We start from the raw sequence: 26,772 nt of genomic DNA on the forward strand, positions 1-26,772 counted from the left end.
CAGGTTCCAAGGTCAATTTCATAGAATCTTTGTTAGAATTTAATTTAATTGTTGAAAATAAAAATGGAAATATAATTTTAAAAAAAAATGACTGAACAACGTATATTTAATTTTAATAATACTAAAAATTTTTTTGAAGAGAACTTAATTAGAGATACATCAAACAGCAATGTATTAAATTTCCTAGATAAATTTCCAAATTGGGAAACCAAATTAATTAATATTGTTGGTGAAAAAAAATCTGGAAAATCATTTATTTTACAATTATTTAAAAAAAAAAATCAATTTAATTACATAAGCAACAAAGAAGATTTTGAAAAGAAATATGATGAGCTTTTTCTTCTTGATAAACTTATTTTAGATGGTTTTCAAATTAGTGAAGATAAATTTTTTTCATTAATAAATCATTTTATACTTCATAAGAAATATTTAATTATATCATCAAGAGAACCATTGACTATGTTAGAGATTAAATTATTAGATTTGAAGTCTAGATTGAAAGAGTTTTTATTGATTGAAATACAAAATCCAAGCGATGATCTTATATATTCTTTAATATTAAAATACTTTTCTGATAATCAGATTGTTATAAAAAAAGATTTAGTAGAATATATTGTAAAAAAAGTAGATAGATCTTATTCAAGTATTGAAAAATTTTTACTTAAACTAAATGATAAGAGTATAATTAAGAAAAAAAAAATAGATTATAAATTAATTAATGAAGTTCTTAACGAAATGGTTTGAAATCTTTGATAAGAAATTTCTTTTTACCTGTAATAATTTTTTCATATAAGTCATAAAAAATTTTATTTCTCCATTTGGAATTTTTTTTAATACTTTTATATTCAGTAATATCAAATTTAGATGCAATCAAATTCTGATCAATAGAATATTTTTTTGACACTAAAAATCTAAAAAATTCTAAACTCTTAATTTGAATTTCATTATTCTCTTTTTTAACCCTTATTTTTGAAAGTTTTTTTAATAAATTAGTAATATCTTTTATTTGATTTTGGGAAAAAATTTTGTTTTTTTTAATTGCATGAAAAGATTTATTTTTAATTATTGTAATGATTTCCTCATCTTTTAATATCCAATTTTTTGGTAAGTTTTTTTTCTTACTTAAATCATCTCTTATTTTAATAAGATTTATAAAATTTTTATTATTATATAATTGAATACCTAATTTCTTTTTAAATTTTGAATTAATCCCATTATTATTTTTTATTTTTTTTAATATTAGAGAAAATTCTTCTTTAGCAAAATTAAGTTTTTTTTCTTTTTTAAGCAATTTGATTTGTATTAAGTACATTTTTTTTAAATATTTTACATCATGCTCTAAATATTTTATTTGAGAATTTAACAGTGGCCTTTTCAACCAATCTTCATTTTGATGTTTTTTATCCAAAACTTTTTTAAAATATTTTTTTACTAAGTTTGCGTATGAAATATTTTTATCCAATCCTAAGAATCCACTTGCTATTTGAGTATCGAAAAATGGTTCAATATTAACATTATGATTAAGAAAAATTTCTATATCTTGCATTCCCCCATGTATTATTTTGACCTTTTTCTTTGATTTAAATATTTCTCTAATGGTCTTAATTTGATCTGGAAATTTTAATAAATCAAATATGAAAATTTTCTGTCCATCAGAAATTGTAATTATTGATAGCTTTGAATAATAAGTTTTTTTTCTTTCAAATTCAGTATCAACACATAAACAATTTTTTTTGTTAAAATATTTTTCAAATAATTCTAATTTTTTTTGATTATTTACAATCATTATATTTTCTTGTTTTTTGTATTTTTTGTATATATTAGGATTTATCCTAAATGATAACTTATAGAACACATACTTGTGGAGAATTAAATAAATCCCATAAAGATAAAAATGTGATTTTATCTGGATGGATACATAAAAAAAGAGATCATGGAAATTTACTTTTTATAGATTTGAGAGATAATTATGGCATTAGTCAGTGTGTAATTGAAAAGGGTCATAAAAGTTTTTCAAATATTGAAAAAACTTCATTGGAGACAGTTGTTAAGATTGAAGGCCTAGTTTTAGAAAGATCAAGTGAAACTATTAATAAAGATTTAAAAACTGGTGAAATTGAAATATCGATAAATAATTTTGAAATACTTGGATCAGCAAAAGAATTGCCGTTACCGGTATTTTTGGATGAAGATTATTCCGAAGATATAAGGTTAAAGTACAGGTATTTAGATCTAAGAAGAAAAAGAATTCATAAAAACATTATTTTAAGATCAGAGGTGATTTCATTTATAAGAGATGAAATGAAAAAATTTGGTTTTTTAGAATTTCAAACTCCAATTTTAACTTCATCAAGTCCAGAAGGGGCAAGAGATTTTTTAGTTCCAAGCAGATTAAACCCTGGAAAATTTTATGCGCTACCACAGGCTCCACAACAATTTAAGCAACTTATAATGGTTGCGGGTTTTGATAAATATTTTCAAATTGCACCATGTTTTAGAGATGAAGATGCGAGAGCTGATCGAAGCCCAGGAGAGTTTTATCAATTAGATATTGAGATGTCTTTCGTTAATCAAAATCAGGTTTTTGATATTTTAGAAAAATTACTTTCAAGCGTTTTTGAAAAATTTTCTAATAAAAAAATAATTAATAAAGTTTTTCCAAGAATACCTTATGAACAATCAATGCTAAAGTATGGAACTGATAAACCAGATTTGAGAAACCCATTGGTAATTTCAGATGTAAGTGAGATATTTAAGCGTGAGGATGTTAAATTTGAAATATTTAAAAAACTAGTCTCTAAAGGAAATATTGTAAGATCAATTGTAACTAAACAAACAGTAGAAAAACCCAGAAGTTTTTTTGATGGAATTGATAAATGGGCAAGAAGTGAAGGTGCATCTGGTTTGGCTTATTTTTCTTTTGAGAAAAGTGATGGCAAAATTTCTGGTAAAAGTACAATTGGAAAATTGTTTTCAGAGGACTCATTAAAAGAAATTATGAAAATTACAGGTGCTGAAATAGGAGATAGTATATTTTTTGCATGCGGTTCTCAAAGTGAAGTTGAAAGAATTTTATCGCTTGCTAGAACAAAAATTGCCGAAGATTTAAATTTGATTAATAAAGATGAGTTTGCCTTTTGTTGGATTGTTGATTATCCAATGTATGAAGTCGATGAAAAAACGAAAAAAATATCTTTCAGTCATAATCCATTTTCTATGCCGCAAGGTGATATTGAAAATTTAGACTTTGATAATCCACTTAATATTAAAGCTTATCAATATGATATTGTTTGTAATGGAATAGAATTATCTTCTGGTGCAATTAGAAATCATAAACCTGATTTAATGTATAAACTTTTTTCAGTTGCTGGTTACTCAAAAGAAGAAGTAGATACAGAATTTTCAGGTATGATAAATGCTTTTAGTTATGGAGCGCCACCACATGGAGGTATAGCCCCGGGTATTGATAGAATTATAATGTTACTTGCTGATGAGAAAAATATCAGAGAAGTTACTATGTTTCCTATGAATCAAAATGCACAAGATTTAATGATGAACGCACCATCATCAGTTAAAGAAAGCCAACTTAAAGATCTTAATATTAAAACAACAAAAAAAGATTAGGCTTTTTTACTTTTAATATTTAATCTCACATTTGTAAGATCTACTAACTTTTCTTTATATTGATTTCTTACAAATCCCTTACTTGTAACATTTTTAAGTACATCAAGAAATTTGGCTTCTTCTGGGCTTGAAGCTTCCGAAGATTCAGCTTTTTTAATTGATGGAGTATGGGCTAAATCTTCTCTACCTAAGTAAGAGATCGCTAATTCTCTAAAGATATAGTCCAATATAGATGTTGCACTTAAAATTCTGTCATTACCATGAACTTTACCAGATGGCTCAAACTTAGTATCAATGAATGCATCAACATATTCTTCCAAAGGAACTCCGTATTGCAGCCCTAGTGATATTGCTATAGCAAAATTATTCATCATTGATTTTACAAGTTCACCTTCTTTATTAGTATCAATGAAAATTTCTCCAATCTTACCATCTTCATACTCTCCAATATGCAAGTAAACCTTATTGTCATCAATTGTCGCTTTTTGAATATATGCCTTTCTTCTATCAGGCATTCTTCTTCTGAAATTAAAATTCTTGTCGTTTAAATTATTTTCTACACCTGAGCTTTTTGGCGCTTCATTTACACTATTTTGAATTAAATCTTTAAGGTCTTCAGTTTGAGCCTTTTTTGAAGTATTTTTAACATCCCCTATAGCTTTAGTTTTTCTTTTATTAAATTTAACATCAATAATTTCAAATTTTCCATCATCCCTTTTGTCAATTTCTTTCAGAGACTCATTACTTATTTCATTTAGTTTATGACTTATTTTAAAAAGACACGTATAAAAACTTTCAGCTACAAATTTACTCATATTTTCCTTTAAGAATCGTTAATATTAAAATAGTTTTCTAAGTGACTCTTTGTTATAAGTCCATTTAAAAAAAAACAACTTTCAATTGTGTTAATGAATTTATTTAAAATTATTTTTTCTTGGTGGAATGGACAAACATTGGGAACATTCTTGCAAACTTTAGTTTATGGAAACATGGTCGGAAAAGATCGTTATGGAAATAAATATTATCAAAATAAAAATGATACAAAAAGATGGGTCATTTACAATGGTATCGTTGATGCCTCAACAATACCTCCCGAGTGGCATTCTTGGTTACATAAAATAATTAAAACTACACCAGATCAGGTCAAATTTAATAATTTTAATTGGCAGAAAGAACATAAAAAAAATCTTACTGGTACTAATCAAGCTTATGTTCCTCAGCACGAAAAAAAATTGCCCTACAAAAGATGGCAACCAAAATAATTATATTTATTTATTTATTTATTTTTAGCTTTTCATCATTTGGAAATGAATTAGTAAAAATTTTAAACAATGATAATAATTATGCTGAGATAAAAATTATTGACAAAATAACTTCAAGATTAACCACTGAAAAAATTAATTTAAAAATTTTAAAAAATATTAAAGATTTTGAAATTTTTATTGATAAGTGTGTTCTTGATACCAGGAAAGGGTTTTTAGAAACCTCTGCTTTAGTACAAATTAAAGATGTTAAAAATCAAACTAAAGATAGAGTTTTTTTATTTAATAATTGGATGTTTGCCTCAAATTCATCAATTAATGAAATAGAGCATCCAAATTACGATATTTCATTAAAAAGTTGTAACTAACTTTTATTTAAGATGTCTGATTTCGTCAACCAATTGACATCATAGTTGAAGCTTAGAAAATCTTTATGTTTTAATATTTCTTGATGCAAGTCAATTGTGGTATCGATACCAGAAATTACAAATTCATCTAAAGCTCGAAGAGATCTTGCCAAAGCTGACTCTCTGTCTCTTCCGTGAGAAATTAGCTTTGCAATCATGCTGTCATAAAATGGCTGTACAACATACCCTTGATAAATTGCGGAGTCTACTCGAGTTCCTGGTCCTGACGGGATATGGCAAGATGTTATTTTTCCAGCACTAGGTTGAAAATCTTTTTTATAATTTTCTGCATTAATTCTACACTCAATTGCATGACCATTAAAACTTATTTGTGATTGATCTAGTTCTAAATTGCCAGTTGATGCTATTTCAATTTGTCTTTTTACCAAATCAACGCCTGTTACTGCCTCCGAAACCGGGTGCTCAACTTGAAGTCTGGTATTCATTTCTAAAAAAAAGAATTCACCATTTTCATAAATAAACTCCAAAGTACCTGCGCCTTTATAGCCAAGTTTTAAAATACTATTTACAGAATTTTCTAAAAGTTTTTTCCTCTCCTCATTTGTTAAAACAGGACTTGGACTTTCCTCAACTAGCTTTTGATATCTTCTTTGGACAGTACAATCTCTCTCACCTAGATGAACAACTTTTTTTCCATCAGATAAAATTTGAACTTCAATATGCCTTGGATTTTGAAAGAACTTTTCAATAAAAACTTCATCATTGTTAAAAAATTTTTTAGCCTCACTTTTTGCATCAATTACATTTTTTTCTAATTCCTTACTTTCATAAACAATTTTCATACCCTTTCCACCACCGCCACCAGCAGCTTTAATTAGTACAGGGTAACCAATTTCTTCTGCCATTTTTTTAGCTTCGTAAATATCCGTAATGCCTTTGTCCGAACCTTTAATTGTTGGCAGGCCTAATTCTTTAGCGATTTTTTTTGCTTCAATTTTATCACCCATTTTTTTTATTAAACTTGAAGATGGTCCGATAAAATTAATTTTGTGATCTTCTAGAATTTTAGCAAACTCATAGTTTTCAGACAAAAAACCGTACCCAGGATGAATTGAGTCAGATCCTGTTAATTCATAAGCAGATAATAAATTTGGAATACTAAGGTAACTGTCACTTGCTTTTGGTGGACCAATACAAACACTTTCATCAGCCAGTTGAACATGCATTGCGTCTTTATCTGCCGATGAATGTACAGCTACACTTTTAATACCAAGTTCTTTGCAAGCTCTTATTACTCTTACAGCAATTTCACCGCGATTTGCGATGAGTATTTTTTTTATCATTTAATTTTGATTAATTCTTGATCAAACTCGACAGATTCACCGTCATTAACACAAATCTCTTCCACAACACCATCTTGTGTTGAAGGTATATGGTTCATTGTTTTCATGGCTTCAATAATTAGAATTGTATCTCCCTTTTTTACTTTTGATCCAACAGTAACAAAAGGTTTTGCCCCAGGCTCAGGTGCAAGATAAGCTGTACCTACCATTGGACTTTTTACTCCATTAAATTTTTCAGAAGACTTTGTTGGAGCAGAAGCTAAATTGTTTGATGAAACTACACTTGGTGCTGACAATGTACCTTTTCCTACTTTGATACTCTCTTTTCCATTAGAGTAACTTAATTCAGTTAGATTAAGTTCATCTAAAATTTTAACTAATTCCTTGATTTTATCTTTATTAATTTTCATCAATGATATTTTTCACACCTTGCAACGCTAATTTATAACTATTAATTCCAAGACCGCAAATTATTCCATCAACTACATTACTTATTAATGATTTATGCCTAAATTCCTCACGTTTATAAATATTAGAAATGTGAACTTCTATTTTAGGTATATTTAAACTTTTTAAAGCATCATGAATTGCCACTGAGGTATGAGTAAAAGCAGCAGCATTTATTATTAATCCATCCGATTTATCACATTCTTGAATTTTGTTCACAATTTCACCTTCTACATTAGATTGAAAAAAAGAAACATTTAGTTCTAGTTTTTTAGCATAGTCTTTAATTTGGTTATTTATATCTTTCAATGTAAGATTACCGTAAATCTCTGGCTCTCTTTTACCCAAAAGATTTATATTTGGACCATTTATAATTTCTATTTTTTTTGACATTTTATTAATTGAAAAATATTAAGCTTTAATAATGCATATTGTTTTAAATGGCAAAAAATTTTCAATCAATGAAAAAGATACAATCAATATCCTTTTAAAGAAAATTGATATTAAATCATCAAAAGTAGCCATTGAAGTAAATAAAGTTGTTATTCCAAAGGAAAAATATAGAGATTTTAAGTTTAAAAAAAATGATAAAGTTGAAGTTGTTACTTTTATTGGAGGCGGTTAATGAAAGATTTATTTAGAGTAGGTAAATACAAATTTAAATCTAGATTAATTGTTGGAACGGGAAAATACAAAAATTTTTCTGAAACAGCAAAGGCTATTAAAGCTTCTGGCGCTGACATGGTTACAGTTGCCGTAAGAAGAGTTAACATTACAAATAAAAAAGAGCCGCTATTAATGGATTACATTAATCCAAAAAAAATTAGATACCTTCCAAATACAGCGGGATGTTTTAATTCTGAAGACGCTTTAAGAGTTTTGAGGTTAGCAAGAGATAGTGGGGGTTGGAATTTAGTTAAACTTGAGGTTTTAGGAGATCAAGAAACTTTATACCCCAATATGGAAGAAACATTAAAGTGCGCTAAAATTTTGGTAAAAGAAAAATTTGATGTGATGGTTTATTGTTCAGATGATCCCATTGCTTGCAAACAGCTTGAAGAAATAGGAGTAGTAGCAGTAATGCCTCTTGGATCTTTAATTGGTTCTGGGCACGGTATTCCAAATAAAAATAATATCAAACTAATAAAAAAACGCTCTAAAGTTCCAGTAATAGTTGATGCGGGAATTGGTTGTGCATCCGATGCTAGTATTGCAATGGAACTAGGTTGTGACGGGGTATTAGTAAATTCTGCAATAGCTAAAGCAAGCAAACCAATTTTAATGGCAGAGGCTATGAAATTAGCAGTTGAAGCTGGAAGATTATCTTATTTATCTGGAATTATGGAAAAGTCTTTCTTAGCTAAAAATTCAACAACTCATAAAAGAAAAATTTAAGTAATAAAAATTATTTTTTTATTTTTTTCTTTTTTGTATTCTTATATTTTTTATTGCCTCTAAATTTCTTGTTTTTTTTAGTATCTTTTAGATCCTCAGGCTCTTCTAATTTAATTGAAATCTCTGAATATGTATCCAATATTTTATTTTTATTATTTAAGAAATTTACTTTAAATTCTCTTGAGAGAAGATTTTCGTTTTTTGCAAAAGTAGTTTTGAATTTGAATTTTTTTTCAAAAAAATCAATCTCATCACTCATATTTTCTTTCATATAAAGAATGGTTTTTGGTGACAATTCAACTTCTACTTTTTTGACTTTTGGAATATCAAATATTTTCTCTTCTACTTTTCTAAGTATCTTTTCACAAAAAGACTCTTTTGATAGTACAGTCTCCCATTTAATATAGCTTTCCCTTAATCTCTGTCTTGTCATTTCAAGTAAGCCAAAATTACTTATCCTTCCAACTTGTGTCCTAGCTTTATCTGATCTTAAGGATTCTTTCATTTTTCTTTCTACCAATCTTCTGTTGGAATAATTTTCCATATCAATAAAATCGATAACTATTAAACCAGCAAGATCTCTTAGTTTTGCTTGTCTAGCTACTTCTTCGGCAGCTTCAATGTTTGTAGCAAGTGCCGTTTTTTCAATATTCCTCTCTTTTGTTGCTTTACCCGAGTTAACATCAACAGAGACCAAAGCCTCTGTTGGACTGATAATTAAATAACCCCCAGATTTAAGAGTTACTCTAGAGTCGTAAATTTTATTCAAATACTTTTCTATTCCTGTTGAATGGAAAAGTGGAATTTTATTTTTATGTTTTTTTATTTTTTGCAAAGAATCTTTGGCAATTATATCCGCATAATTTTTTGCTTTTTCATAAGCATCATTACCGTCAATAATTATTTCTTCAGTATCGTAGGTTAAAAAATCTCTTATAGATCTATAGATTAAATCTCCTTCTTCATGAATTAAATTTGGTGCGTTTGATTTTAAAGTTTTATCTTTAATTTTATCCCAAATGCCAATCAAAACTTCTAGGTCATTTTTTATATCATTTTGGGTTTTTTTAGCTCCAGCAGTTCTTACAATTAAACCCATAGATTTTGGAATTTCTAGTGAATTAATGATTTCTCTTATATGTCTTCTATCTTGCGAGTTAAAAATCTTTCTAGATATACCACCACCTTTTGCAGTATTTGGCATCAAAACAATATATTTTCCCGCAAGCGAAATATAAGTTGTAAGAGCAGCTCCTTTTTTTCCTCTCTCTTCTTTTACAATTTGAATTAAAATTACTTGCCCAGGCTTAATGACTTCTTGAATTCTATATCTTTTTTTCCTTTTACTTCTGATTTTTTCAATTTTTTTATCAAGTTGGTTCTCATTTAGGGTATTGTTGTTTTCAATATTTTCTACCTCGGAAATTTCATCACTTACTTGATTTTCTTCGTCAGTATTGGATTGAACATCTACTTGTGCAATTTCATCTAATGCTTCTTGATCTTCATTCTGGTTTTCTTCAATATTCTCTGTTGCTTTGTTTAATTCTTCTCTGATTTCCTCTTCTTCTTGCTTCAAAGCATCCTTGTCAGACTGTGGTAGTTGATAATATTGAGATTGAATATCGTTAAAAGCCAGGAACCCATGACGCTCATTGCCAAAGTCAACAAAAGCTGCTTGCAAAGATGGTTCTATTCGACTTACTTTTCCTAAGTAAATATTTCCTTTTAGTTGCTTTTTATTGATGTTTTCAAATTCATAGCCATCAACATTACCGTTATTTGTGATCGCAACCCTTGTTTGCTTCTCTTGTGAAGCATCAATAAGAATCTTTTTATCCATAATAAATCTCTCTTAAATTTTAAATTTGTTTGCATTGTTTTTTTGATAAAATTTTTAAACATAGTAATAATTGCCATATTTATATCATTTAAATATTATTTAAAGAAAATTTATGGGAAATTACTTAAATAAGATTATCGCTTTATTTCTAATCTTTTCATTTTTAGGTCTTTTTTTAATTTTTTCCCTGTTTTGGTATTTTTCAAATGATCTACCAGATTTTGGTTTTTTAAAAACTTATAAGCCACCAGTATCAACAAAAGTTTATGATATTGACGGAGATGTGATCGCAGACTTTTCTAGAGAGCGAAGATCCTTTGTAAAGATCGATCAAGTTCCCAAAAGAGTAATCAATGCATTTTTATCAGCAGAAGATAAAAATTTTTATGAACACCCAGGAATAGATGCAATAGGGATTACAAGAGCGGTAATAAAGAATGTTCAAAACATAATTTCAGGAAATAGGTTAGAAGGCGCTTCTACTATTACCCAACAAGTTGCAAAAAATTTTTTACTAACCTCTGATGTATCACTTGCAAGAAAAGTAAAAGAGGCAATTTTAGCTTTTAGAATTGAAAAGGTATTATCAAAAAAAAGAATATTAGAATTATACTTAAATGAGATTTACCTAGGAGAAAGATCCTATGGAATAGCATCTGCTAGCATGACATATTTTGATAAATCAATTAAAGATATTAATAATGCTGAAGCTGCTTTATTGGCATCACTTCCAAAAGCCCCAAGTAAATATAATCCATACAGAAATTTTAATACGGTTAAGGGTAGAAAAGATTGGGTTTTAAAACGTATGGAAGATAATGGTTTTATATCCAAGGAAGAGTTGCAAAAATCTTTAAATTATAAAATTAAATTAAAAAAGAGAGATCTAAATATAGATACTTCGCCCGCATTTTTTGTCGAAGAAGTGAGAAAAAATTTAATAGATCAGTATGGAGATAAAAAACTTTACAGGCAAGGTTTGTTTGTAAAAACTTCATTAAATAAAAAAATTCAAGAAGTTACAAGCTCAGCATTAAAAAAAAATATTATTTTATATTCCAAAAGACACGGTTGGACTGGACCTTTATATAAAAACTATACTAGAGAAAAATTTAATCAACTCAAAAAAAATGGAAAACTTAAATCAAGAGATTTTAATTTAGCCTTAATAGAAAATATCGATCAAAATAAAGCTAAAATTTTTACTGATACAAATAAAGAAGGAATTATTTTATTTGAAAATACTAAATGGGCAAAAAAAAGAATAACCCAAGATTTACACGAAGGTTTTCCAAAAAATATGGAAGATATTTTTAATGTTGGTGATATTGTTTATGTTAAAAAATTAAAAAAAACTAATTTATGGTCACTAGAACAAATTCCAAAAGCAAATGGAGCTGTAGTTGTAATGAACCCATGGAGTGGCAGAGTTCTTGCATTATCTGGTGGTTTTGATTTTAACTTAAATCAATTTAATCGAGTTACGCAAGCCGAAAGACAACCAGGTTCAGCATTTAAACCTTTTGTTTATGCTGCAGCTCTAGAAAACAATTATAAACCAAACTCCGTAGTTCTTGATGCACCCTTTGTTATTTATCAAAATAAAGATGAATATAAATGGAAACCCAAAAACTATTCTGGACGTTTTAATGGAAAACAACTTTTTAGATATGGAATAGAAAAATCAAATAATCTAATGACTGTTAGAATAGCAAACGACATTGGATTAAATAAAATAAATAGTAAAGCAAAGCAGCTTGGTATTTATAAAAATACGGCAAATATTTTATCTTCGTCTTTAGGATCTGGAGAAACAACACTTTTACAAATTACTTCAGCGTATGGCTCTTTTGTTAATGGGGGAAAAAGACTAGAGCCAACATTAATTGATTTAATTCAGGACCGAGAAGGAAAAACTATTTATAAAAATGAAAAATTATTTTGTTTAGGGTGCAACGATAGTTTTGAAAATGAAAAACCTCCTTCAGTAGAAGATAGGTATGAACGGGTATTTAATGAAGATGTTTCTTATCAAATGGTTAATATTCTAAAAGGAGTTGTTGAAAGAGGAACTGGAAAAAAATTAAAAAAACTCAAACTAGAGCTTGCTGGTAAAACAGGAACAACAAATGATAATTTAGATGCTTGGTTTGTTGGATTTACACCCGAATTATTAGTTGGAGTCTATGTAGGCTTTGATGAACCCTCAACTCTTGGAAAAAAAGAAACAGGATCTAAAGCTGCATTGCCTATTTTTTACGATATAATGAAAGAGTTAAAACCAAATAATTTTATACCTTTTTTTAAACCACCAGAGACGGTTAAATTTGCAAAGATAAGTTCAAAAACTGGAAGAAAGTTGTCTAAAGACCAAAGAAATTCTATCAACGAAAGCTTTAAATTAGATACAAATATCGATAGCTATAATTCTAATCAAATTTTAAGAGAATATTAATGTTAGAAGAAAAAAACACACTGTCAAAGTTGGATAATTCATTAAAAAATATCCGGGGGTATCTTTGACCAAAATTCACTTGAAGAAAAATTAAAAGTATTAGAAGCAAAGTCTATTGAAGAAAATTTTTGGGATGACAACCAAAAAGCACAAGAGATATTAAAAGAAAAAAACACAATTGAAAAAATTGTAACTGAATTTAAAAACCAAAATCAAATTTACAACGACTTAAATGAGTTTATCATATCCTTAGAAAAAGAATTTGATGAAGAACTTTATTCTGAATTAAAAAAATCTCTAAAAGAATTAACTAAAAAAATTAAATCTCTAGAGGCAAATTGTTATTTGTCAGGCGATGCTGATAAATTTGATTGTTATTTAGAAGTCCACGCGGGAGCAGGGGGTACAGAAAGTCAAGATTGGGCTGATATGATTAGAAAAATGTATTTAAAATGGTCAGAAAAAACAGACCGATCATGTGAGTTAATTAGTGAAAGCAAAGGTGAAGAAGCTGGTATTAAATCTTCCACAATTAAAATTGGTGGACTAAATTCTTTTGGTTATTTAAAAAATGAAAGTGGAGTTCATCGATTAGTTCGAATATCACCTTTTGATTCAAATCAAAGGAGACATACAAGTTTTGCAAGTGTTTGGGTTTATCCAGTAATTGATGATAAAATTGAAATTGAAATAAAAGAAAAAGATTTGAGAGTTGATACATATCGTTCAAGTGGCGCAGGTGGACAACACGTGAATACAACTGATAGTGCCGTTAGAATAACACATTTACCAACTAAGATTGTTGTTCAATGTCAAAATGAAAGATCGCAACATAAAAACAAAGACACTGCAATGAAAATGTTAAAATCAAGATTGTATGAACTTGAATTAAAAAAAAGAGAAGAATCAGCTCAATCTGCAGAAGATAGTAAAACTGATATTGGGTGGGGGCATCAAATTAGATCTTATGTTTTACAACCTTATCAACTTGTTAAAGATAATAGAACAAATGTTGAAAGCACAAGTCCAGACGATGTGCTAAACGGTGAAATTGGAGAATTTTTAGAGTCAGCTTTAATTAAAATAAATTAATGAAACTATTTTTTAAAATACTATCAGCTTTAATTTTTATAATTTTTATCACACTAGTTGTATTATCTTATGGAATTTCAACAGATAAATTTAATAATAAAATTATTACCCAAATAGAAAAACGTATTCCAAATTCAAAAGCTAACTTTAAAGAAGCTAATATTTCATTAGATATTTTTACTTTAGGTTTAAAAATAAAAATTAATAAACCTGACATATCGGTTGATAGACAAAGTATAAATTTAAAATCTTTTACAATTTTTTCAGATTTAAAATCATCTTTTGAAGAACAATATTTGTTACAAAAAATAGAAATTGATTTTGATGATAACAAAATATTGGATTTAAAAAAAACGTCATTAATCAAAAAAGTACCTGTTTTAGATCAAACAAAGTTTTTAGACGGTATTGCAAAAGGTAATCTAGTAATTGATCAGTTTCAAAAACAAAAAGTATCAACCAGTTTTACAGGTGAATTAAATAATGTTTCAATTGATATCTACGAGGATATTCCTTTTGTCAAAGATTTGACCGGTAATATTGATTTTGAAAACAATAAAATAGTATTATCTAATGTAATTGGGGTTTTTGGAACTTTTGGTGTAAAATCTGATGAAGTCAGTTATTCAATTGATAATAGAGAATTACGCGGCAACATTAATATAGACGGTCAGTTAAAATCTTCTTTAAATTTGAATAAAATTTCCACTAGTTTATTAAATTTAAACTTAGAAAAAATCAAAGACATTGGCGGTCAATTATCTTTGAATTCTAATCTCGACATACAATTTGATAATAATTTTAAAGTTATAAAAGACAAAACTCAATTCAATCTAAATACTACTAATCTTAATTTTAAATATAGCGATCCATATGAATTTGATTTTAAAAATATTAATTCTTTAATTAAATTTGATCGTAAAGGACAACTTGTTGCTAATGGTGATTTTATCCTAAATAATAAAAAAAATAACTTTATTATTAATAGAAAGAATTCAAAAGATTTTTTTGATATTAAATTAAATGGCGAAGTTAATTTAAAAGAGATATTTTTTAAAAAAAATGATTTTTTAATTAAAGATGATCTAAATTATAATATCAAAACAAAACTAAAAAATTTTAATAAATTTAATATCGAAATTTCACTTGATTTAAGTAATTCAGAGGTTGATTTATCACTTTTTAATTATACTAAAAATAAAGGTGTTAATTCAAAATTAAATTTTGTTTTTTATAAAAATAATAAAAATATCAAAATTTCAAAATTAAATTTTGTTTCTAAAAATGACCGAATAAATATTCAGTCCATATATCTTGATGAAAAATTTAATTTAAAAGATTTTGATAATATTAAAATTAATTTAGGAGATAATAATAAACTTCGTGTTACTCAGAATAAAAGAAGTTATTTAATTAAAGGTGAAAAATTAGATTTAAGAAGAGTTTTAAATCAAAGAGAAAGAAATAAAGAAGTTGAATTTAATTCAATGATTGACGGGTCTTTAAAAGTAGATTTAAAAAGAATTTTTTTACCTGGCGCTTCTTTAATTAATTATAAAAATACCAGTTTGGTTAAAAAAGGAACTATTACAAAACTTAATTCATTTGCTAATTTTGATGATCTAACCACCTTTTCTCATGAGGTTAAAAATAATAAAGCAGGTAACAAAGAATTAATTATCAGAAGCGATAAGGCAAAGCCGTTTTTATCAAATTATGAATTTTTAAAAGGCTTAGAAAAAGGAACTCTTGATATTAGAAGAGAGACTTTAAGTAAGGATTTTTCTGTAACTGAAATAAAGATAAATAATTTTTATTTAAAAGAAATGCCAATACTTACAAACATTTTATCCATTGCATCATTAACTGGCGCTTTAGATGTTTTGGAAGGAAAGGGAATTTTCTTTAAAGAAGCATACTTGAAGTATGAATTACGAAATAATGAATTAAAAATTATAGAATGTTATGGAACTGGTCCCTCACTTGGATTTATTATTGAAGGAAGGGTAGGTAAAGATAATTTTACAAGTTTATCAGGTAGTCTTGCACCAGCTAATACAATAAATAATATTGTAAGAGGCATACCTATAATTGGAAAAGTTTTAACAGGTAAAAAGGGAGATGGTATTTTTGGAGCCAGTTTTAAGATCAAAGGTACAAAAGAACTTAAAACTGAAGTTAATCCAATAAGAACTATTACACCAAGATTTGTACAGAGATTTTTAGCTGTATTTAAAAAATAATTATTTTGCTTTTATTAAGTGATGCTTTTTTTTACCAAATGATAATTTAATCGTATCTCCATCCAGGTTATCAATAGTCAATGCTTGGTTTTCATCAGTTACATTTTTATTATTGATTTTATAAGCAGCGTTTTGAAAGTTTCTTTTAAAATCACTATTGGATGTTGCAAAACCAATTTTAATCAACATTTCTTTTAGAGAAATTCCTTTTTCCAACTCATTCTTTTTGATCTCTAAAGTTGGAAGATTTTCATCAAAACTTTTATCATCAAAAGTTTTCTTTGATGTCTCCAATGCTTTTTCAGCCTCTTCTTTACCGTGTAGCATTTTTGTAGCCTCATTAGCTAAAATGATCTTAGCCTCATTGATATTTGCACCATCTAATTTGGACAATTTTTCAATTTCTTCTTCAGAAAGTTCAGTAAATAATTTTAAATAATTAATCACATCTCTGTCATCCGTATTTCTCCAAAACTGCCAATAGTCAAAGGAAGATAAAAGTTCTTTATCTAGCCAAACTGCACCTTTTTCAGTTTTGCCCATTTTGGCTCCTGAAGAAGTTGTGATTAGAGGTGTGGTAAGACCATAAGCTTCTTTTGATTTTGTTCTTCTGATAAGCTCAACTCCATTTACAATATTACCCCATTGATCAGAGCCCCCTATTTGCAATAAACAATTATGTGTCTCATAAAGCTTCATAAAATCATAAGCTTGAAAAATCATGTAATTAAATTCTAAGAAACTTAGAGATTGCTCACGATCAAGTCTAAGCTTTACACTATCAAAAGTTAGCATTCTATTAATAGTAAAATGCTTTCCATAATCTCTTAAAAATTCGATATAATTTAAATCCTTTAACCAATCTTTATTATTTACATAAACTACTTTGTTATCACCTTCATTTGATAAAAAACTTGAAAATACTTTTTTTATACTGGTTACATTTTGCTCAATAACATCCTCAGTTAATATCTTTCGACTTTCTTCTTTTCCAGATGGATCACCAATAAGTGTAGTGCCACCCCCTAATAAAACTACAGGAGTATGCCCAAGCTTTTGTAATTGTCTTAAGCACATAATTTGGAGAAGACTACCAACATGCAGAGACTTTGCTGTACAGTCAAAGCCAATATAGAAATGAATTTTCTTATTACCCAGTAATTTGTTTAATGCCTCTTCATTCGTACATTGAAAAAAATAACCACGATTTTTAAATATATTTAGCGCATTCACTGTCATTTTTTTTTGAATACAGTATTTAATGACTATTTTAAAGTTATAAATATGAGCAAAACCTTCAATTCTATAGGCACTATGTCAGGAACATCATTTGATGGGATTGATATTTCTTTAGCTACAACTGATGGAAAAGATATTTATAATAATCATTATAATCTATACGAGCAATTTGATGATGAGTTAAAGAACAATCTAAAACAAATAAAAAATAGCATTAAAAATCCTGAAGATTTAATTGAAATTAAAAAAACAAAATTATTTACACAAACAGAAGACAAAATTACCAATCTTCATATCAAACTAATAAAAGAATTGATTTTAAAGAGTGAAAACAAAGTTAATCTAATTGGCTTTCATGGGATTACATTGTTTCATGATGCAAAAAAACAATTTACTTATCAATTAGGAAATACTGAAAAATTATCAAAAGAATTTAAAATACCTATTGTTTATAATTTTAGACAAAATGATCTTAAATATGGAGGACAGGGCGCACCCTTAGCTCCTGTTTTTCATCAATTTATTTTACAGCAATTAAAAAATAAAAACTTTGATGCAGTAGTAAATATTGGAGGGATATCAAATATTAGCTACATTCAAAAAGATAAATTATTTGCAACTGATATAGGTCCTGGAAATTGTCTTTTAGATGAATGGAGTAAGATGTTTTTTAATATTGATTATGATAAGGACGGCGAGAAATCACTAATGTCTAAACCAGATTTAATTTTAGCTAATAATTATATTGATCGTTTTAGCTTTAATGAGAATGCATCATATGATTTTAATGATTTTTCTATTTCAGAATTTAGAAGTTTAGATAAAGATTTTGGACTTTCAACCTTGTCTTATATTACTGCAAATTTAATTTTAACTTTTTTAAATGAAAAAAAAATTAATAAAGTTCTAATTTCTGGTGGTGGACGTAAAAATAAAGCTATTATGAATTATTTAAAAGGTAGAGCATTTGATATTGATGAATTTAGTTATGATGGAGACTTTATAGAGTCTCAAGCTTTTGCATATTTAGCTGCAAGATCAGTAAATAAATTACCAATTACTTTCCCAGAGACAACTGGAGTTGCAAATCCTATAAGTGGCGGAGAAATTAAAACAGTCTAGATTCTTTTTTGATATAACCATCAATACAATCAACTAAGTCTTTTTCTTTACCTGTAAAAAAATGATTAGCACCTTTGATTTCATTAAAATCAACGGTAATATTTTTTTGACTAACTAATTTTTCTTTTAGAACAATCATTGTATCTTTGGGCACAAGCTGATCTTGGTCACCGTGAATGACAAGACCTGATGTGGGACATGGTGCTAAAAAATTAAAATCAAAAATATTGGGTTGAGGTGAGATTGAAATAAATCTAAAAATTTCTGGTCTTCTCATTAATAGTTGCATTGAAATCAGTGCACCAAATGAAAATCCAATAACCCAACTTTCATTTGAGTTTGCATTATTTCTTTGAATAAAATCTAGTGCCGCTGCCGCATCTGATAACTCGCCAAGACCATTATCAAATTTTCCTTCACTCTTTCCAACGCCTCTAAAATTAAATCTACAAACTGAAAAACCATTTTTTAAAAATGTGTGATATGCGTGATATACTACTTTGTTATTCATCGTGCCGCCATACTCTGGGTGAGGATGCAAAATGACCGCCAACGGAGCATTCTCTCTCTTACTTTGAACGTATTTTGCTTCTAATTTTCCGTCTGGGCCGTTGATAAATATTTCAGAATTGTTAAGTTTCATACTATAGTTGTAAATTAAAGAAGGTGGCTTATATCATAAGTAACCTTTAAAAATAAAGTTTTTTCGAAGGGGAATTAACTAAATTTAGGGATTAAAATGAGCGCAAGTGATGAAATAATACAACAGTATCAAGACAGGTCAGAATATGATCATGGCTTCGTAACTGATATTGATACTATTGAAGTTCCTAAGGGTTTATCTGAAGAGACGATAAGATTTATTTCCAAACAAAAAAAAGAACCCCAGTGGATGTTAGACTGGAGATTAAATGCTTATAACAGGCTACAAAAAATGGAAGAGCCTGATTGGCAAAAACCAAAATACCCAAAAATTAACTACCAAGATTTATATTACTATTCTGCTCCAAAGAGTTTTAAAGACGGACCAAAATCTTTAGATGAAATTGATCCAGAAATTAAAAAAACTTATGACAAACTAGGTATTCCGTTAGAAGAACAAAAAAGATTATCAGGTGTTGCTGTTGATGCTGTATTTGACTCTGTTTCTGTTGCAACAACTTTTAAAGATAAGTTAAAAGAAATTGGTGTTATTTTTTGTTCAATCTCAGAAGCAACAAGAGAACACCCAGAACTTGTTAAAAAATATCTAGGCTCAGTTATTCCAGTTACAGATCATTTTTTTGCAACATTAAATTCTGCAGTCTTTACAGACGGATCATTTGTTTACATCCCACCAGGTGTGAGATGTCCTATGGAGCTTTCAACATATTTTAGAATTAATGCTCAAAATACAGGTCAGTTTGAAAGAACACTTATTATTGCAGATAAAGATAGTTATGTGTCTTACCTTGAGGGTTGCACGGCACCCATGAGAGATGAAAATCAACTTCATGCTGCAAATGTAGAATTAGTTGCGTTAGATGGTGCAGAAATAAAATATTCAACTGTTCAAAATTGGTATCCAGGAGACAAAGAAGGAAAAGGTGGAATTTATAATTTTGTTACCAAAAGAGGAGATTGTAGAGGAAAAAATTCTAAAATCTCATGGACGCAAGTTGAAACAGGATCTGCAATTACTTGGAAGTATCCAAGTTGTATTTTAAGAGGTGATAACTCCCAGGGCGAATTTTATTCTGTTGCGATTACAAATAATTTTCAAAAAGCAGATACAGGTACAAAAATGATACACCTTGGAAAAAATACTAAAAGTAAAATTATCTCAAAAGGAATTTCTGCTGGACAAGCTGATAATACTTATAGAGGTTTAGTTTCAGTTCATCCAAAAGCAACGGGATCAAAAAACTTTACCCAGTGTGACTCTCTTTTAGTTGGAAACAAATGTGGAGCTCATACAGTACCTTATATTGAAAATAAAAACTCCTCATCAGAAGTTGAACATGAAGCTACAACTTCAAAAATTAGTGATGATCAATTGTTTTACTGTAGACAAAGAGGTTTAAACCAAGAAGAAGCGGTGAGTTTAATTGTAAATGGCTTTTGTAAAGAAGTATTACAGCAATTACCAATGGAGTTTGCAGTTGAAGCTCAAAAGTTAGTTGGAATTAGTTTAGAAGGAAGTGTTGGTTAATGATTGATATTAAAAATTTAAAAGTAAGCGTTGAAGATAAAGACATTATTAAAGGACTAAATCTTAAAATTAACAAAGGTGAAGTTCATGCCATCATGGGTCCAAATGGATCTGGAAAAAGTACATTATCTTACGCTTTATCAGGAAAAGAAGGGTACGAGGCTGAAGGAGAGATTAATTATAATAACGAAAATATATTAGAACTTAATACTGAAGAAAGAGCCCAAAAAGGAATATTTTTAGCATTTCAATATCCGATCGAAATTCCAGGAGTTTTTACAAACAATTTTTTAAGAACCTCACTAAATGCTGTAAGAAAAGCAAAAGGTGAAAAAGAGTTAAATGCAGTTAAATTTTTAAACTTGGTTAAAGAAAAATCTCAAAAACTAAAGATTGATAAAGAAATGTTATCTCGACCACTTAATGTTGGTTTTTCTGGCGGTGAAAAAAAGAGAAATGAAATTTTACAAATGTCATTACTTGAGCCAAACTTTATTATTATGGATGAAACTGACTCTGGCCTTGATATTGATGCATTAAAAATCGTATCCAATGGTGTTAATGCAATGAGATCACCTGAACGATCATTTTTAATTATTACGCATTACCAAAGATTGTTAAATTACATTAAGCCTGATTTTGTCCATGTGTTTTCTGATGGAAAAATAGTTGAGAGTGGTGATTGGAAACTAGCGTTGGAATTAGAAAACGATGGTTACGCTAAATTTGTAAGTTAAATGAACGATTTAGAAAAACTTAAAAATCATTTTGAAGGATTTAAAAATTTAGAATTCATTAATTCTGAAAGTATACAATCACGTGTTGATGCATTTGAAAGATTTTGTCAAAAAGGAGTTCCAAGCTTAAAGCAAGAGCATTGGAAATATTCACCTTTATCAAAAGACCTTATTCAGTTTCAAAATTTAAAGTTTTCTCTAAATCAGGACAAATCTTTTAATGATACTCACTTTGAAAAATTTGATCATTATAAAATTTTGTTAAAAGACGGAGTACTTATTAGTGAAGATATTAAAGAAGATGGTTTAGAAATTACTAAATATAAACAAGATCAATTTTATGAGATTAAAAAAAATCAAATCTTAGATTTTAATAATGCATTCTATGCACCTGGATTTGAAATCAAAGCAGATAGTAATGCAAATATTAAAAAACCAATAGTCATTTATAATTATTTTTCAAAAAATTTTGATGGAAACAATATCAATAATAAAAATTTTATTTATCTGGATAAAAATTCAAAAGCTGAAATTTATGAAAAAAATATTTTTGAAGATGAAAAAGATTTATTCTTTACTAAAAATTTAGACATTGAATTAGAACAAGATGCTAATTTAGTAAAATATTATTTAAATAGTACAAATAATAATAAAACAATTTATAATTTTATAAGATCAAATTTAAAACAAAACTCTGAGTTTGAAAAATTTAACTTTTCTCATAATGTGAGTTCTTGCCGTGATGAAATCATCGCAAATTTGAATGGAACAAATGCATTCGTATCACTGAATAACATTCAGCATTTAAGTCAAAAATGTTTTCATGAAATTAAATGGGAAATCAATCATAATGAAGAAAACACGAGAAGTTCTCAGTTTGTAAAATCTGCACTTCATGATGACTCTGTTGCAGCCTTTCAAGGTAAAATTTTTGTCGATTCAAAAGCTCAAAAGACTGACGGGTATCAATTATCAAGAGCATTATTATTATCAGACAGGTCAAAATTTTTATCTAAACCTGAATTAGAAATATATGCTGATGATGTAAAATGTTCTCATGGTTCATCTTCTGGAAGTATTGATCAAGAATCTATATTTTATTTAAGATCAAGAGGTATTAATGAGCAACAAGCAAAACGTATGATGATTGAAGGTTTTTTAGCTGAAGTGATAAATAAAGTAAAAAATGAAGATGTGAGAAATATTTTTTACAATAAATTAAATGAAATTAATAACGCCTAGAAATGATAGACGTTAAAGACCAGTTTCCAATTTTTGAAAAAAAAATTAAAGGTAAAAATTTAACTTACCTTGATAGTGCAAACTCATCACAAAAACCAAAATCAGTTATTGATAAAATGAATGAGTTTTATTCATATGAATTTGCAAACGTTGGAAGAGGTATTTATCAGTTAGCATCTAATGCTTCTGAGAAATATGAAGAGACAAGACAAGAATTAAAAAAATTTATTAACTGTAAAGATGATGGAGAAATCATTTTTACAAAGAATTCAACAGAGTCATTAAATTTAATCGCTCATTGTTTTGGAGAAAAATTTATCAATGAAGGAGATGAAATTATATCAACTGAGTTAGAACATCACGCAAATTATGTTCCGTGGCACTTTATTAGAAAAAAGAAAAACGCAGTAATCAAATTTATTCCAGTAGATGATGATGGAAATTTACTGATTGATAAACTTCCGGAATTAATTACTGATAAAACAAAAATTATAGCTGTAACACATATGTCAAATGTAACGGGTACGATTGTTGACATAAAAAAAATTAAAGAAATTGCAGATAAACATAATATTCCAGTTTGTGTTGATGGAACACAAGGTGCTGCTCATTTAAAAACAGATATGCAAGAACTGGGGTGTGATTTTTACGCCTTTTCAGCTCACAAAATGTATGGTCCAACAGGACTGGGTTTGCTTTATGTAAAGTATAAATGGTTAGAATCTTTTGATCCTTTTATCGGAGGCGGCGGTATGATTGATTTTGTATCAAAAGATGACGTTGCTTATGCAAAAGGAGTTTGGAAATTTGAAGCTGGAACTATGCCAACTGCAGAAGTTGTGGCTTTAAAGGAATCGATTAATTTTATAAATCAGATAGGAAAACAAAAGATTTGTAAATATGAAGATCAATTAAAGGATTTTGCTTTAGAGACACTTAGAAAAAATAATGCAGTGGAGTTTGTTGGTTCACCTAAAGAGCAAGGAAGTGTATTTTCATTTAATATTAAAAATATTCACTCTCATGATGTATCCACTATATTTGATCAGGAGGGCGTAGCAGTTAGGGGAGGACATCATTGCTGTCAAATTTTACATGACAGATTAAATGCGAATTCATCAGTTCGAGTATCATTTGGAGTTTATAATAATAAAGATGACATTTTAGTTTTAGATGAGGCTATTAAAAAATGTCAGAAGATTTTTGGTTAAATGAGTGAGATTGGAATTTATCAGCAGACCATTTTAGAACACAGTAAAAATCCACTTAATTTTAAATCACTTAAAACTTGTACCCATCAAGCTAACGGTAACAATCCTTTGTGTGGAGACAAGGTTGAAATTTTTACAAATATTAAGAATGATATTAATGATGAAATTTGTTTTCAAGGAACAGGGTGTGCAATTTCAATCGCATCAGCTTCTATTCTAACAAAAGTTTTAAATAAAAAGTCAGTACAAGACTCAAAAAATATCTTAGAAAATTTTATTAAAATGGTTGAAAATAAAGAGTTTAATTTTGATTTACTAAATAATGAGGAAAAAACATTATTAATGACTTTTTCTGAATTACAAAAATTTCCAATGCGCTCAAAATGTGCAACGATGAGCTGGTCTACCTTTAATGCAGCTTTGAATCGTGATAATTATAATACAGAGGCAAAAGTATGAATGAGCAAGATACAAAATTAATGGATAAAATTGTTGAGAAATTAAAAACAGTTTATGATCCAGAAATTCCAGTTGATATTTATGAACTCGGTTTAATTTATGATGTTAAAATCGATGGAAAAAAAGCTTCACTTGATATGACATTAACCAGTCCACATTGCCCAGTTGCTGAAACTTTACCAATGCAAGTAAGACGAACTGTTGAAGAAATTGATGAACTTGAAGAAGTAGAAGTTAAAATTGTTTGGGAACCACCTTGGGATAAAACTAAAATGTCAGAGGCGGCAAGATTGGAATTAGGCTTATGAGTTCAATATTAACATTTTCAAATCAAGCAAAAACAAGACTTAAAGAAATCATGAGTTCTGATGAATATAAAAATGCCTTAGGTTTACGTATATCAGTTAAATCAGGAGGTTGTGCTGGAATGACTTATGATATGAATTATGTTGAACAACTTGTTGATGGAGATGAAAAAATTGAAGTTGAAGGCGTAAATGTTTTTATTGATCCAAAAGCAATTATGTATCTCCTTGGTACTGAGATGGATTATAAAGTTGATAAATTTACATCATCATTTGTGTTTAATAATCCAAATGAAACTGAAAGATGTGGATGCGGTGAGTCTTTTAAAATTTAAATTGTTCAGCTAAATTTCTTTCTTTTAAGCCAAACTTTTTATTATAAAGTAGAATAAATTTTTTATTTTTATTTAATTTAATCTCCACAGTTTTTATATGTTTAACCTCAATATTATCAGCAACTGCATTGACTGGTCTTTTTTTAGAATCTAGATTTTTAATAATAATTTTTGACTGGTTGGATACAATTGCACCCCTCCAACCTCTTGGATTAAAAGGACTAATAGGTGTGACCGCTAAATACTGACTATCTAAATTTAAAATAGGCCCTTTGGCAGATAAATTATAAGCCGTACTGCCCGCAGGTGTCGCGACTAACACTCCATCACCAACAAGTTCTTTAATTCTTTTTTTCTTATCAAGTTGAATTTCTAGTTTAGTGGTTTGTTTACTATGTCTGAAAATGGATACTTCATTAATAGCTATTATTTTTTTTGTTGTGTTTGCAGTTTTGATTTTTGCTTCCAGTGGATACAAACTTATTGGTGATGATTTTTTTATTTTTGAAATAATATTTCCAGCGTCATGTTTGTTTAAAAGAAAACCTCTGTTACCCGTATTAACCCCATAAAAGGGCTTATTGTATTTTTGAAGTTTCTTTAAGCTATGGAGCATAAAACCATCTCCACCAATGACGACAATATAGTCACAGGCAGCAGGAGTAGAATTTGAATGAGATTTTATTAATGATTGTCTGACTTTTTCACCTTTTTTAGTTTTATCAGCAATTATATGTAAATTTATAGACTTCATTATTGGTATTAAAATTTGTTATAACATATTCGAATTAAAAATATGAAATCATTTAAACAGGCATTTGAAAGCTTTTGCAAAAAAAACAGCATTAAAAAAAACAACGAACAGCTTGATTTAGTTGAAAAATTTGAAGAATTTGATGCCATTATAAAGCAAGATAAAACACTGTTAAAAAAATTATTTTCAAAAGCACCTGTTCAGCTTGGTTATTATATTCATGGTGATGTTGGAGTGGGTAAGACCATGATCTGTAATGAGTTTTATCAGTACTTAGATACTAAAAAGAAAAAAACTCATTTTAATAAATTTATGATTGAAGTGCATGATTATCTTCAACAAAACCAAAAAAATGACAAAGCAGAAAATTTACTTACTCAATATGCAAGAGCATTAAAAGAAAAAATAGATTTTCTATATTTTGACGAGTTTCAAGTCACGAATATCGTTGATGCCATGATTTTAGGAAAGTTATTTGAAAGTTTATTTGATGAAAAAATATTTATCTTAATTACTTCAAATATAAAAATTAACGATCTTTATAAAGATGGGTTGCAAAGAGAACAATTTTTACCTTTTTTAAAAGTGATTAAAGAAAAAATTCATGAGTACGAACTTAAAGGCGACGTTGATTTTAGAAAACAAGATGTCACAAAAATTAATCGTTTCTTTTACCCAAATGATAAAAAGGCTTTATCAAGTATTAATCAATTATTTAGAAAACTTACAAAGGATAGAAAGAAACTACAAAAAGAAATTATTATTAGAGGAAGAAAGTTTCCACTTGAACAATTTTATGATGGTGTAGCAAGGTTTGATTTTAAAGAACTATGTGATCAAAACCTTGGTGCAGAAGACTATATTGAGATTGCAAAATTTTGTAAATTTATCATCATTGAAAACATTCCAAATTTTCATGAAGGAATTGCAAATCAACAGCAACGTTTCATTACTTTAATCGACGTCTTTTATGAAAATAGAATAAAACTAATGGTAAGTTCAAAAACTTCATTAGAAGATATCAGTTCTGCTAGTGCATTAGAGTTTGTTTTTAAAAGAACTAAAAGTAGATTATATGAGCTCACATCACCAATGGTGACCTAAT

The 26,772-nt window shown here is 28.1% G+C and carries 27 protein-coding genes; 18 read left to right on the plus strand and 9 right to left on the minus strand.

What is annotated here, in order from left to right; genetic code table 11:
- Window positions 1-87: 87 nt before the first annotated feature.
- Entirely contained in the window at window positions 88-744 is a 657-nt protein-coding gene (locus tag ACTTAQ_RS04935; RefSeq protein ID WP_440696084.1) for a hypothetical protein, read from the plus strand.
- On the opposite strand, the gene ACTTAQ_RS04940 is transcribed toward ACTTAQ_RS04935, so the two are convergent.
- The gene (locus tag ACTTAQ_RS04940; protein ID WP_440696086.1) at window positions 728-1,786 is read right to left on the minus strand and encodes a hypothetical protein; all 1,059 of its coding nucleotides are present in this window, start codon (window positions 1,784-1,786) and stop codon (window positions 728-730) included. The genes ACTTAQ_RS04935 and ACTTAQ_RS04940 overlap by 17 nt on opposite strands.
- A 50-nt stretch (window positions 1,787-1,836) precedes the next feature.
- On the opposite strand from ACTTAQ_RS04940, the gene aspS reads away from it, so the two are divergent.
- Complete coding sequence (gene aspS, locus ACTTAQ_RS04945) at window positions 1,837-3,624, plus strand: aspartate--tRNA ligase (protein WP_440696087.1); 1,788 nt, start codon at window positions 1,837-1,839, stop codon at window positions 3,622-3,624.
- Here aspS and ACTTAQ_RS04950 read toward each other — a convergent pair.
- Window positions 3,621-4,439, minus strand: a complete 819-nt coding sequence (locus ACTTAQ_RS04950; RefSeq protein ID WP_440696089.1) for a TSCPD domain-containing protein — start codon at window positions 4,437-4,439, stop codon at window positions 3,621-3,623. The two genes, aspS and ACTTAQ_RS04950, sit on opposite strands and share 4 nt — an antisense overlap.
- Before the next feature lie 93 nt (window positions 4,440-4,532).
- Here ACTTAQ_RS04950 and ACTTAQ_RS04955 point away from each other — a divergent pair, with 93 nt between their 5' ends.
- Together ACTTAQ_RS04955 and ACTTAQ_RS04960 are read left to right on the plus strand one after the other, a co-directional pair.
- A complete protein-coding gene (locus tag ACTTAQ_RS04955; RefSeq protein WP_440696090.1) occupies window positions 4,533-4,886 on the plus strand; it encodes an NADH-ubiquinone oxidoreductase subunit NDUFA12 family protein in 354 nt (117 codons plus the stop codon).
- The gene (locus tag ACTTAQ_RS04960) at window positions 4,871-5,254 is read left to right on the plus strand and encodes a DUF2155 domain-containing protein (RefSeq protein WP_440696092.1); all 384 of its coding nucleotides are present in this window, start codon (window positions 4,871-4,873) and stop codon (window positions 5,252-5,254) included. The genes ACTTAQ_RS04955 and ACTTAQ_RS04960 overlap by 16 nt, the downstream gene beginning before the upstream one ends.
- On the opposite strand, the gene accC is transcribed toward ACTTAQ_RS04960, so the two are convergent.
- Genes accC through aroQ form a run of 3 tightly spaced genes read right to left on the minus strand, consistent with a single transcriptional unit; the run spans window position 5,251 to window position 7,437 of the window.
- Window positions 5,251-6,597 carry an acetyl-CoA carboxylase biotin carboxylase subunit gene (gene accC / locus ACTTAQ_RS04965; RefSeq protein ID WP_440696094.1) on the minus strand — a complete coding sequence of 449 codons (1,347 nt, stop codon included), beginning with the start codon at window positions 6,595-6,597 and terminating at the stop codon, window positions 5,251-5,253. The genes ACTTAQ_RS04960 and accC overlap by 4 nt on opposite strands.
- Window positions 6,594-7,007 (minus strand): acetyl-CoA carboxylase biotin carboxyl carrier protein, encoded by a 414-nt coding sequence (locus tag ACTTAQ_RS04970; protein WP_440696096.1) that lies wholly within the window; start codon window positions 7,005-7,007, stop codon window positions 6,594-6,596. Before ACTTAQ_RS04970 ends, accC begins: the two co-directional genes overlap by 4 nt.
- Window positions 6,997-7,437 carry a type II 3-dehydroquinate dehydratase gene (gene aroQ, locus ACTTAQ_RS04975; protein WP_440696098.1) on the minus strand — a complete coding sequence of 147 codons (441 nt, stop codon included), beginning with the start codon at window positions 7,435-7,437 and terminating at the stop codon, window positions 6,997-6,999. The genes ACTTAQ_RS04970 and aroQ overlap by 11 nt, the downstream gene beginning before the upstream one ends.
- Window positions 7,438-7,468: 31 nt before the next feature.
- On the opposite strand from aroQ, the gene thiS reads away from it, so the two are divergent.
- The gene (thiS, locus tag ACTTAQ_RS04980) at window positions 7,469-7,669 is read left to right on the plus strand and encodes a sulfur carrier protein ThiS (protein ID WP_440679397.1); all 201 of its coding nucleotides are present in this window, start codon (window positions 7,469-7,471) and stop codon (window positions 7,667-7,669) included.
- Complete coding sequence (locus ACTTAQ_RS04985) at window positions 7,669-8,439, plus strand: thiazole synthase (RefSeq protein ID WP_440696100.1); 771 nt, start codon at window positions 7,669-7,671, stop codon at window positions 8,437-8,439. The genes thiS and ACTTAQ_RS04985 overlap by 1 nt, the downstream gene beginning before the upstream one ends.
- A 10-nt stretch (window positions 8,440-8,449) precedes the next feature.
- On the opposite strand, the gene ACTTAQ_RS04990 is transcribed toward ACTTAQ_RS04985, so the two are convergent.
- Window positions 8,450-10,282, minus strand: coding sequence for an Rne/Rng family ribonuclease (locus ACTTAQ_RS04990; RefSeq protein WP_440696102.1), 1,833 nt, complete (start codon window positions 10,280-10,282; stop codon window positions 8,450-8,452).
- Window positions 10,283-10,394: 112 nt separating this feature from the next.
- On the opposite strand from ACTTAQ_RS04990, the gene ACTTAQ_RS04995 reads away from it, so the two are divergent.
- From ACTTAQ_RS04995 to ACTTAQ_RS05005, 3 genes are all read left to right on the plus strand, one after another.
- Entirely contained in the window at window positions 10,395-12,737 is a 2,343-nt protein-coding gene (locus tag ACTTAQ_RS04995) for a penicillin-binding protein 1A (RefSeq protein ID WP_440696104.1), read from the plus strand.
- Window positions 12,737-13,829 (plus strand): peptide chain release factor 2 gene (prfB, locus tag ACTTAQ_RS05000; RefSeq protein ID WP_440679393.1). Its coding sequence is split into 2 segments (ribosomal slippage): window positions 12,737-12,793 and window positions 12,795-13,829, totalling 1,092 coding nucleotides; the frame shifts between segments, so codons are not numbered across the junction. Before ACTTAQ_RS04995 ends, prfB begins: the two co-directional genes overlap by 1 nt.
- Complete coding sequence (locus ACTTAQ_RS05005) at window positions 13,829-16,072, plus strand: hypothetical protein (RefSeq protein WP_440696106.1); 2,244 nt, start codon at window positions 13,829-13,831, stop codon at window positions 16,070-16,072. The genes prfB and ACTTAQ_RS05005 overlap by 1 nt, the downstream gene beginning before the upstream one ends.
- Here ACTTAQ_RS05005 and tyrS read toward each other — a convergent pair whose 3' ends face one another.
- A complete protein-coding gene (tyrS, locus tag ACTTAQ_RS05010) occupies window positions 16,073-17,311 on the minus strand; it encodes a tyrosine--tRNA ligase (protein ID WP_440696108.1) in 1,239 nt (412 codons plus the stop codon).
- A 45-nt stretch (window positions 17,312-17,356) separates the two neighbouring features.
- On the opposite strand from tyrS, the gene ACTTAQ_RS05015 reads away from it, so the two are divergent.
- Window positions 17,357-18,433, plus strand: coding sequence for an anhydro-N-acetylmuramic acid kinase (locus ACTTAQ_RS05015; RefSeq protein WP_440696110.1), 1,077 nt, complete (start codon window positions 17,357-17,359; stop codon window positions 18,431-18,433).
- On the opposite strand, the gene ACTTAQ_RS05020 is transcribed toward ACTTAQ_RS05015, so the two are convergent.
- On the minus strand, window positions 18,420-19,076 hold the full coding sequence (locus ACTTAQ_RS05020) for an alpha/beta hydrolase (protein WP_440696112.1): 657 nt from the start codon (window positions 19,074-19,076) through the stop codon (window positions 18,420-18,422). The genes ACTTAQ_RS05015 and ACTTAQ_RS05020 overlap by 14 nt on opposite strands.
- Before the next feature lie 96 nt (window positions 19,077-19,172).
- Between ACTTAQ_RS05020 and sufB the strand changes: the two genes are divergently transcribed.
- The 7 genes from sufB to ACTTAQ_RS05055 are packed head-to-tail and all read left to right on the plus strand — an operon-like array spanning window position 19,173 to window position 24,913.
- A complete protein-coding gene (gene sufB, locus ACTTAQ_RS05025) occupies window positions 19,173-20,624 on the plus strand; it encodes a Fe-S cluster assembly protein SufB (RefSeq protein WP_009360368.1) in 1,452 nt (483 codons plus the stop codon).
- Window positions 20,624-21,361, plus strand: a complete 738-nt coding sequence (sufC, locus tag ACTTAQ_RS05030) for a Fe-S cluster assembly ATPase SufC (RefSeq protein WP_440696114.1) — start codon at window positions 20,624-20,626, stop codon at window positions 21,359-21,361. Before sufB ends, sufC begins: the two co-directional genes overlap by 1 nt.
- Window positions 21,362-22,603 (plus strand): SufB/SufD family protein, encoded by a 1,242-nt coding sequence (locus ACTTAQ_RS05035; protein WP_440696117.1) that lies wholly within the window; start codon window positions 21,362-21,364, stop codon window positions 22,601-22,603.
- A 2-nt stretch (window positions 22,604-22,605) separates the two neighbouring features.
- Window positions 22,606-23,814, plus strand: coding sequence for an aminotransferase class V-fold PLP-dependent enzyme (locus tag ACTTAQ_RS05040; RefSeq protein ID WP_440696119.1), 1,209 nt, complete (start codon window positions 22,606-22,608; stop codon window positions 23,812-23,814).
- Window positions 23,815-24,273 (plus strand): Fe-S cluster assembly sulfur transfer protein SufU, encoded by a 459-nt coding sequence (sufU, locus tag ACTTAQ_RS05045; protein WP_440696121.1) that lies wholly within the window; start codon window positions 23,815-23,817, stop codon window positions 24,271-24,273.
- Entirely contained in the window at window positions 24,270-24,581 is a 312-nt protein-coding gene (locus ACTTAQ_RS05050; RefSeq protein WP_009360363.1) for an iron-sulfur cluster assembly protein, read from the plus strand. Before sufU ends, ACTTAQ_RS05050 begins: the two co-directional genes overlap by 4 nt.
- Window positions 24,578-24,913: a HesB/IscA family protein gene (locus ACTTAQ_RS05055; protein WP_440696124.1), complete on the plus strand. Its 336-nt coding sequence runs from the start codon at window positions 24,578-24,580 to the stop codon at window positions 24,911-24,913. The genes ACTTAQ_RS05050 and ACTTAQ_RS05055 overlap by 4 nt, the downstream gene beginning before the upstream one ends.
- On the opposite strand, the gene ACTTAQ_RS05060 is transcribed toward ACTTAQ_RS05055, so the two are convergent.
- Complete coding sequence (locus ACTTAQ_RS05060; RefSeq protein ID WP_440696125.1) at window positions 24,903-25,667, minus strand: NAD kinase; 765 nt, start codon at window positions 25,665-25,667, stop codon at window positions 24,903-24,905. The genes ACTTAQ_RS05055 and ACTTAQ_RS05060 overlap by 11 nt on opposite strands.
- Window positions 25,668-25,709: 42 nt before the next feature.
- On the opposite strand from ACTTAQ_RS05060, the gene zapE reads away from it, so the two are divergent.
- Window positions 25,710-26,771 carry a cell division protein ZapE gene (gene zapE / locus ACTTAQ_RS05065; protein ID WP_440696127.1) on the plus strand — a complete coding sequence of 354 codons (1,062 nt, stop codon included), beginning with the start codon at window positions 25,710-25,712 and terminating at the stop codon, window positions 26,769-26,771.
- Window position 26,772 lies beyond the last annotated feature (1 nt).

It is taken from the genome of Candidatus Pelagibacter sp. HIMB109, from assembly GCF_052048155.1.
In the GTDB taxonomy this organism is placed as follows: Bacteria; Pseudomonadota; Alphaproteobacteria; order Pelagibacterales; family Pelagibacteraceae; genus HIMB114.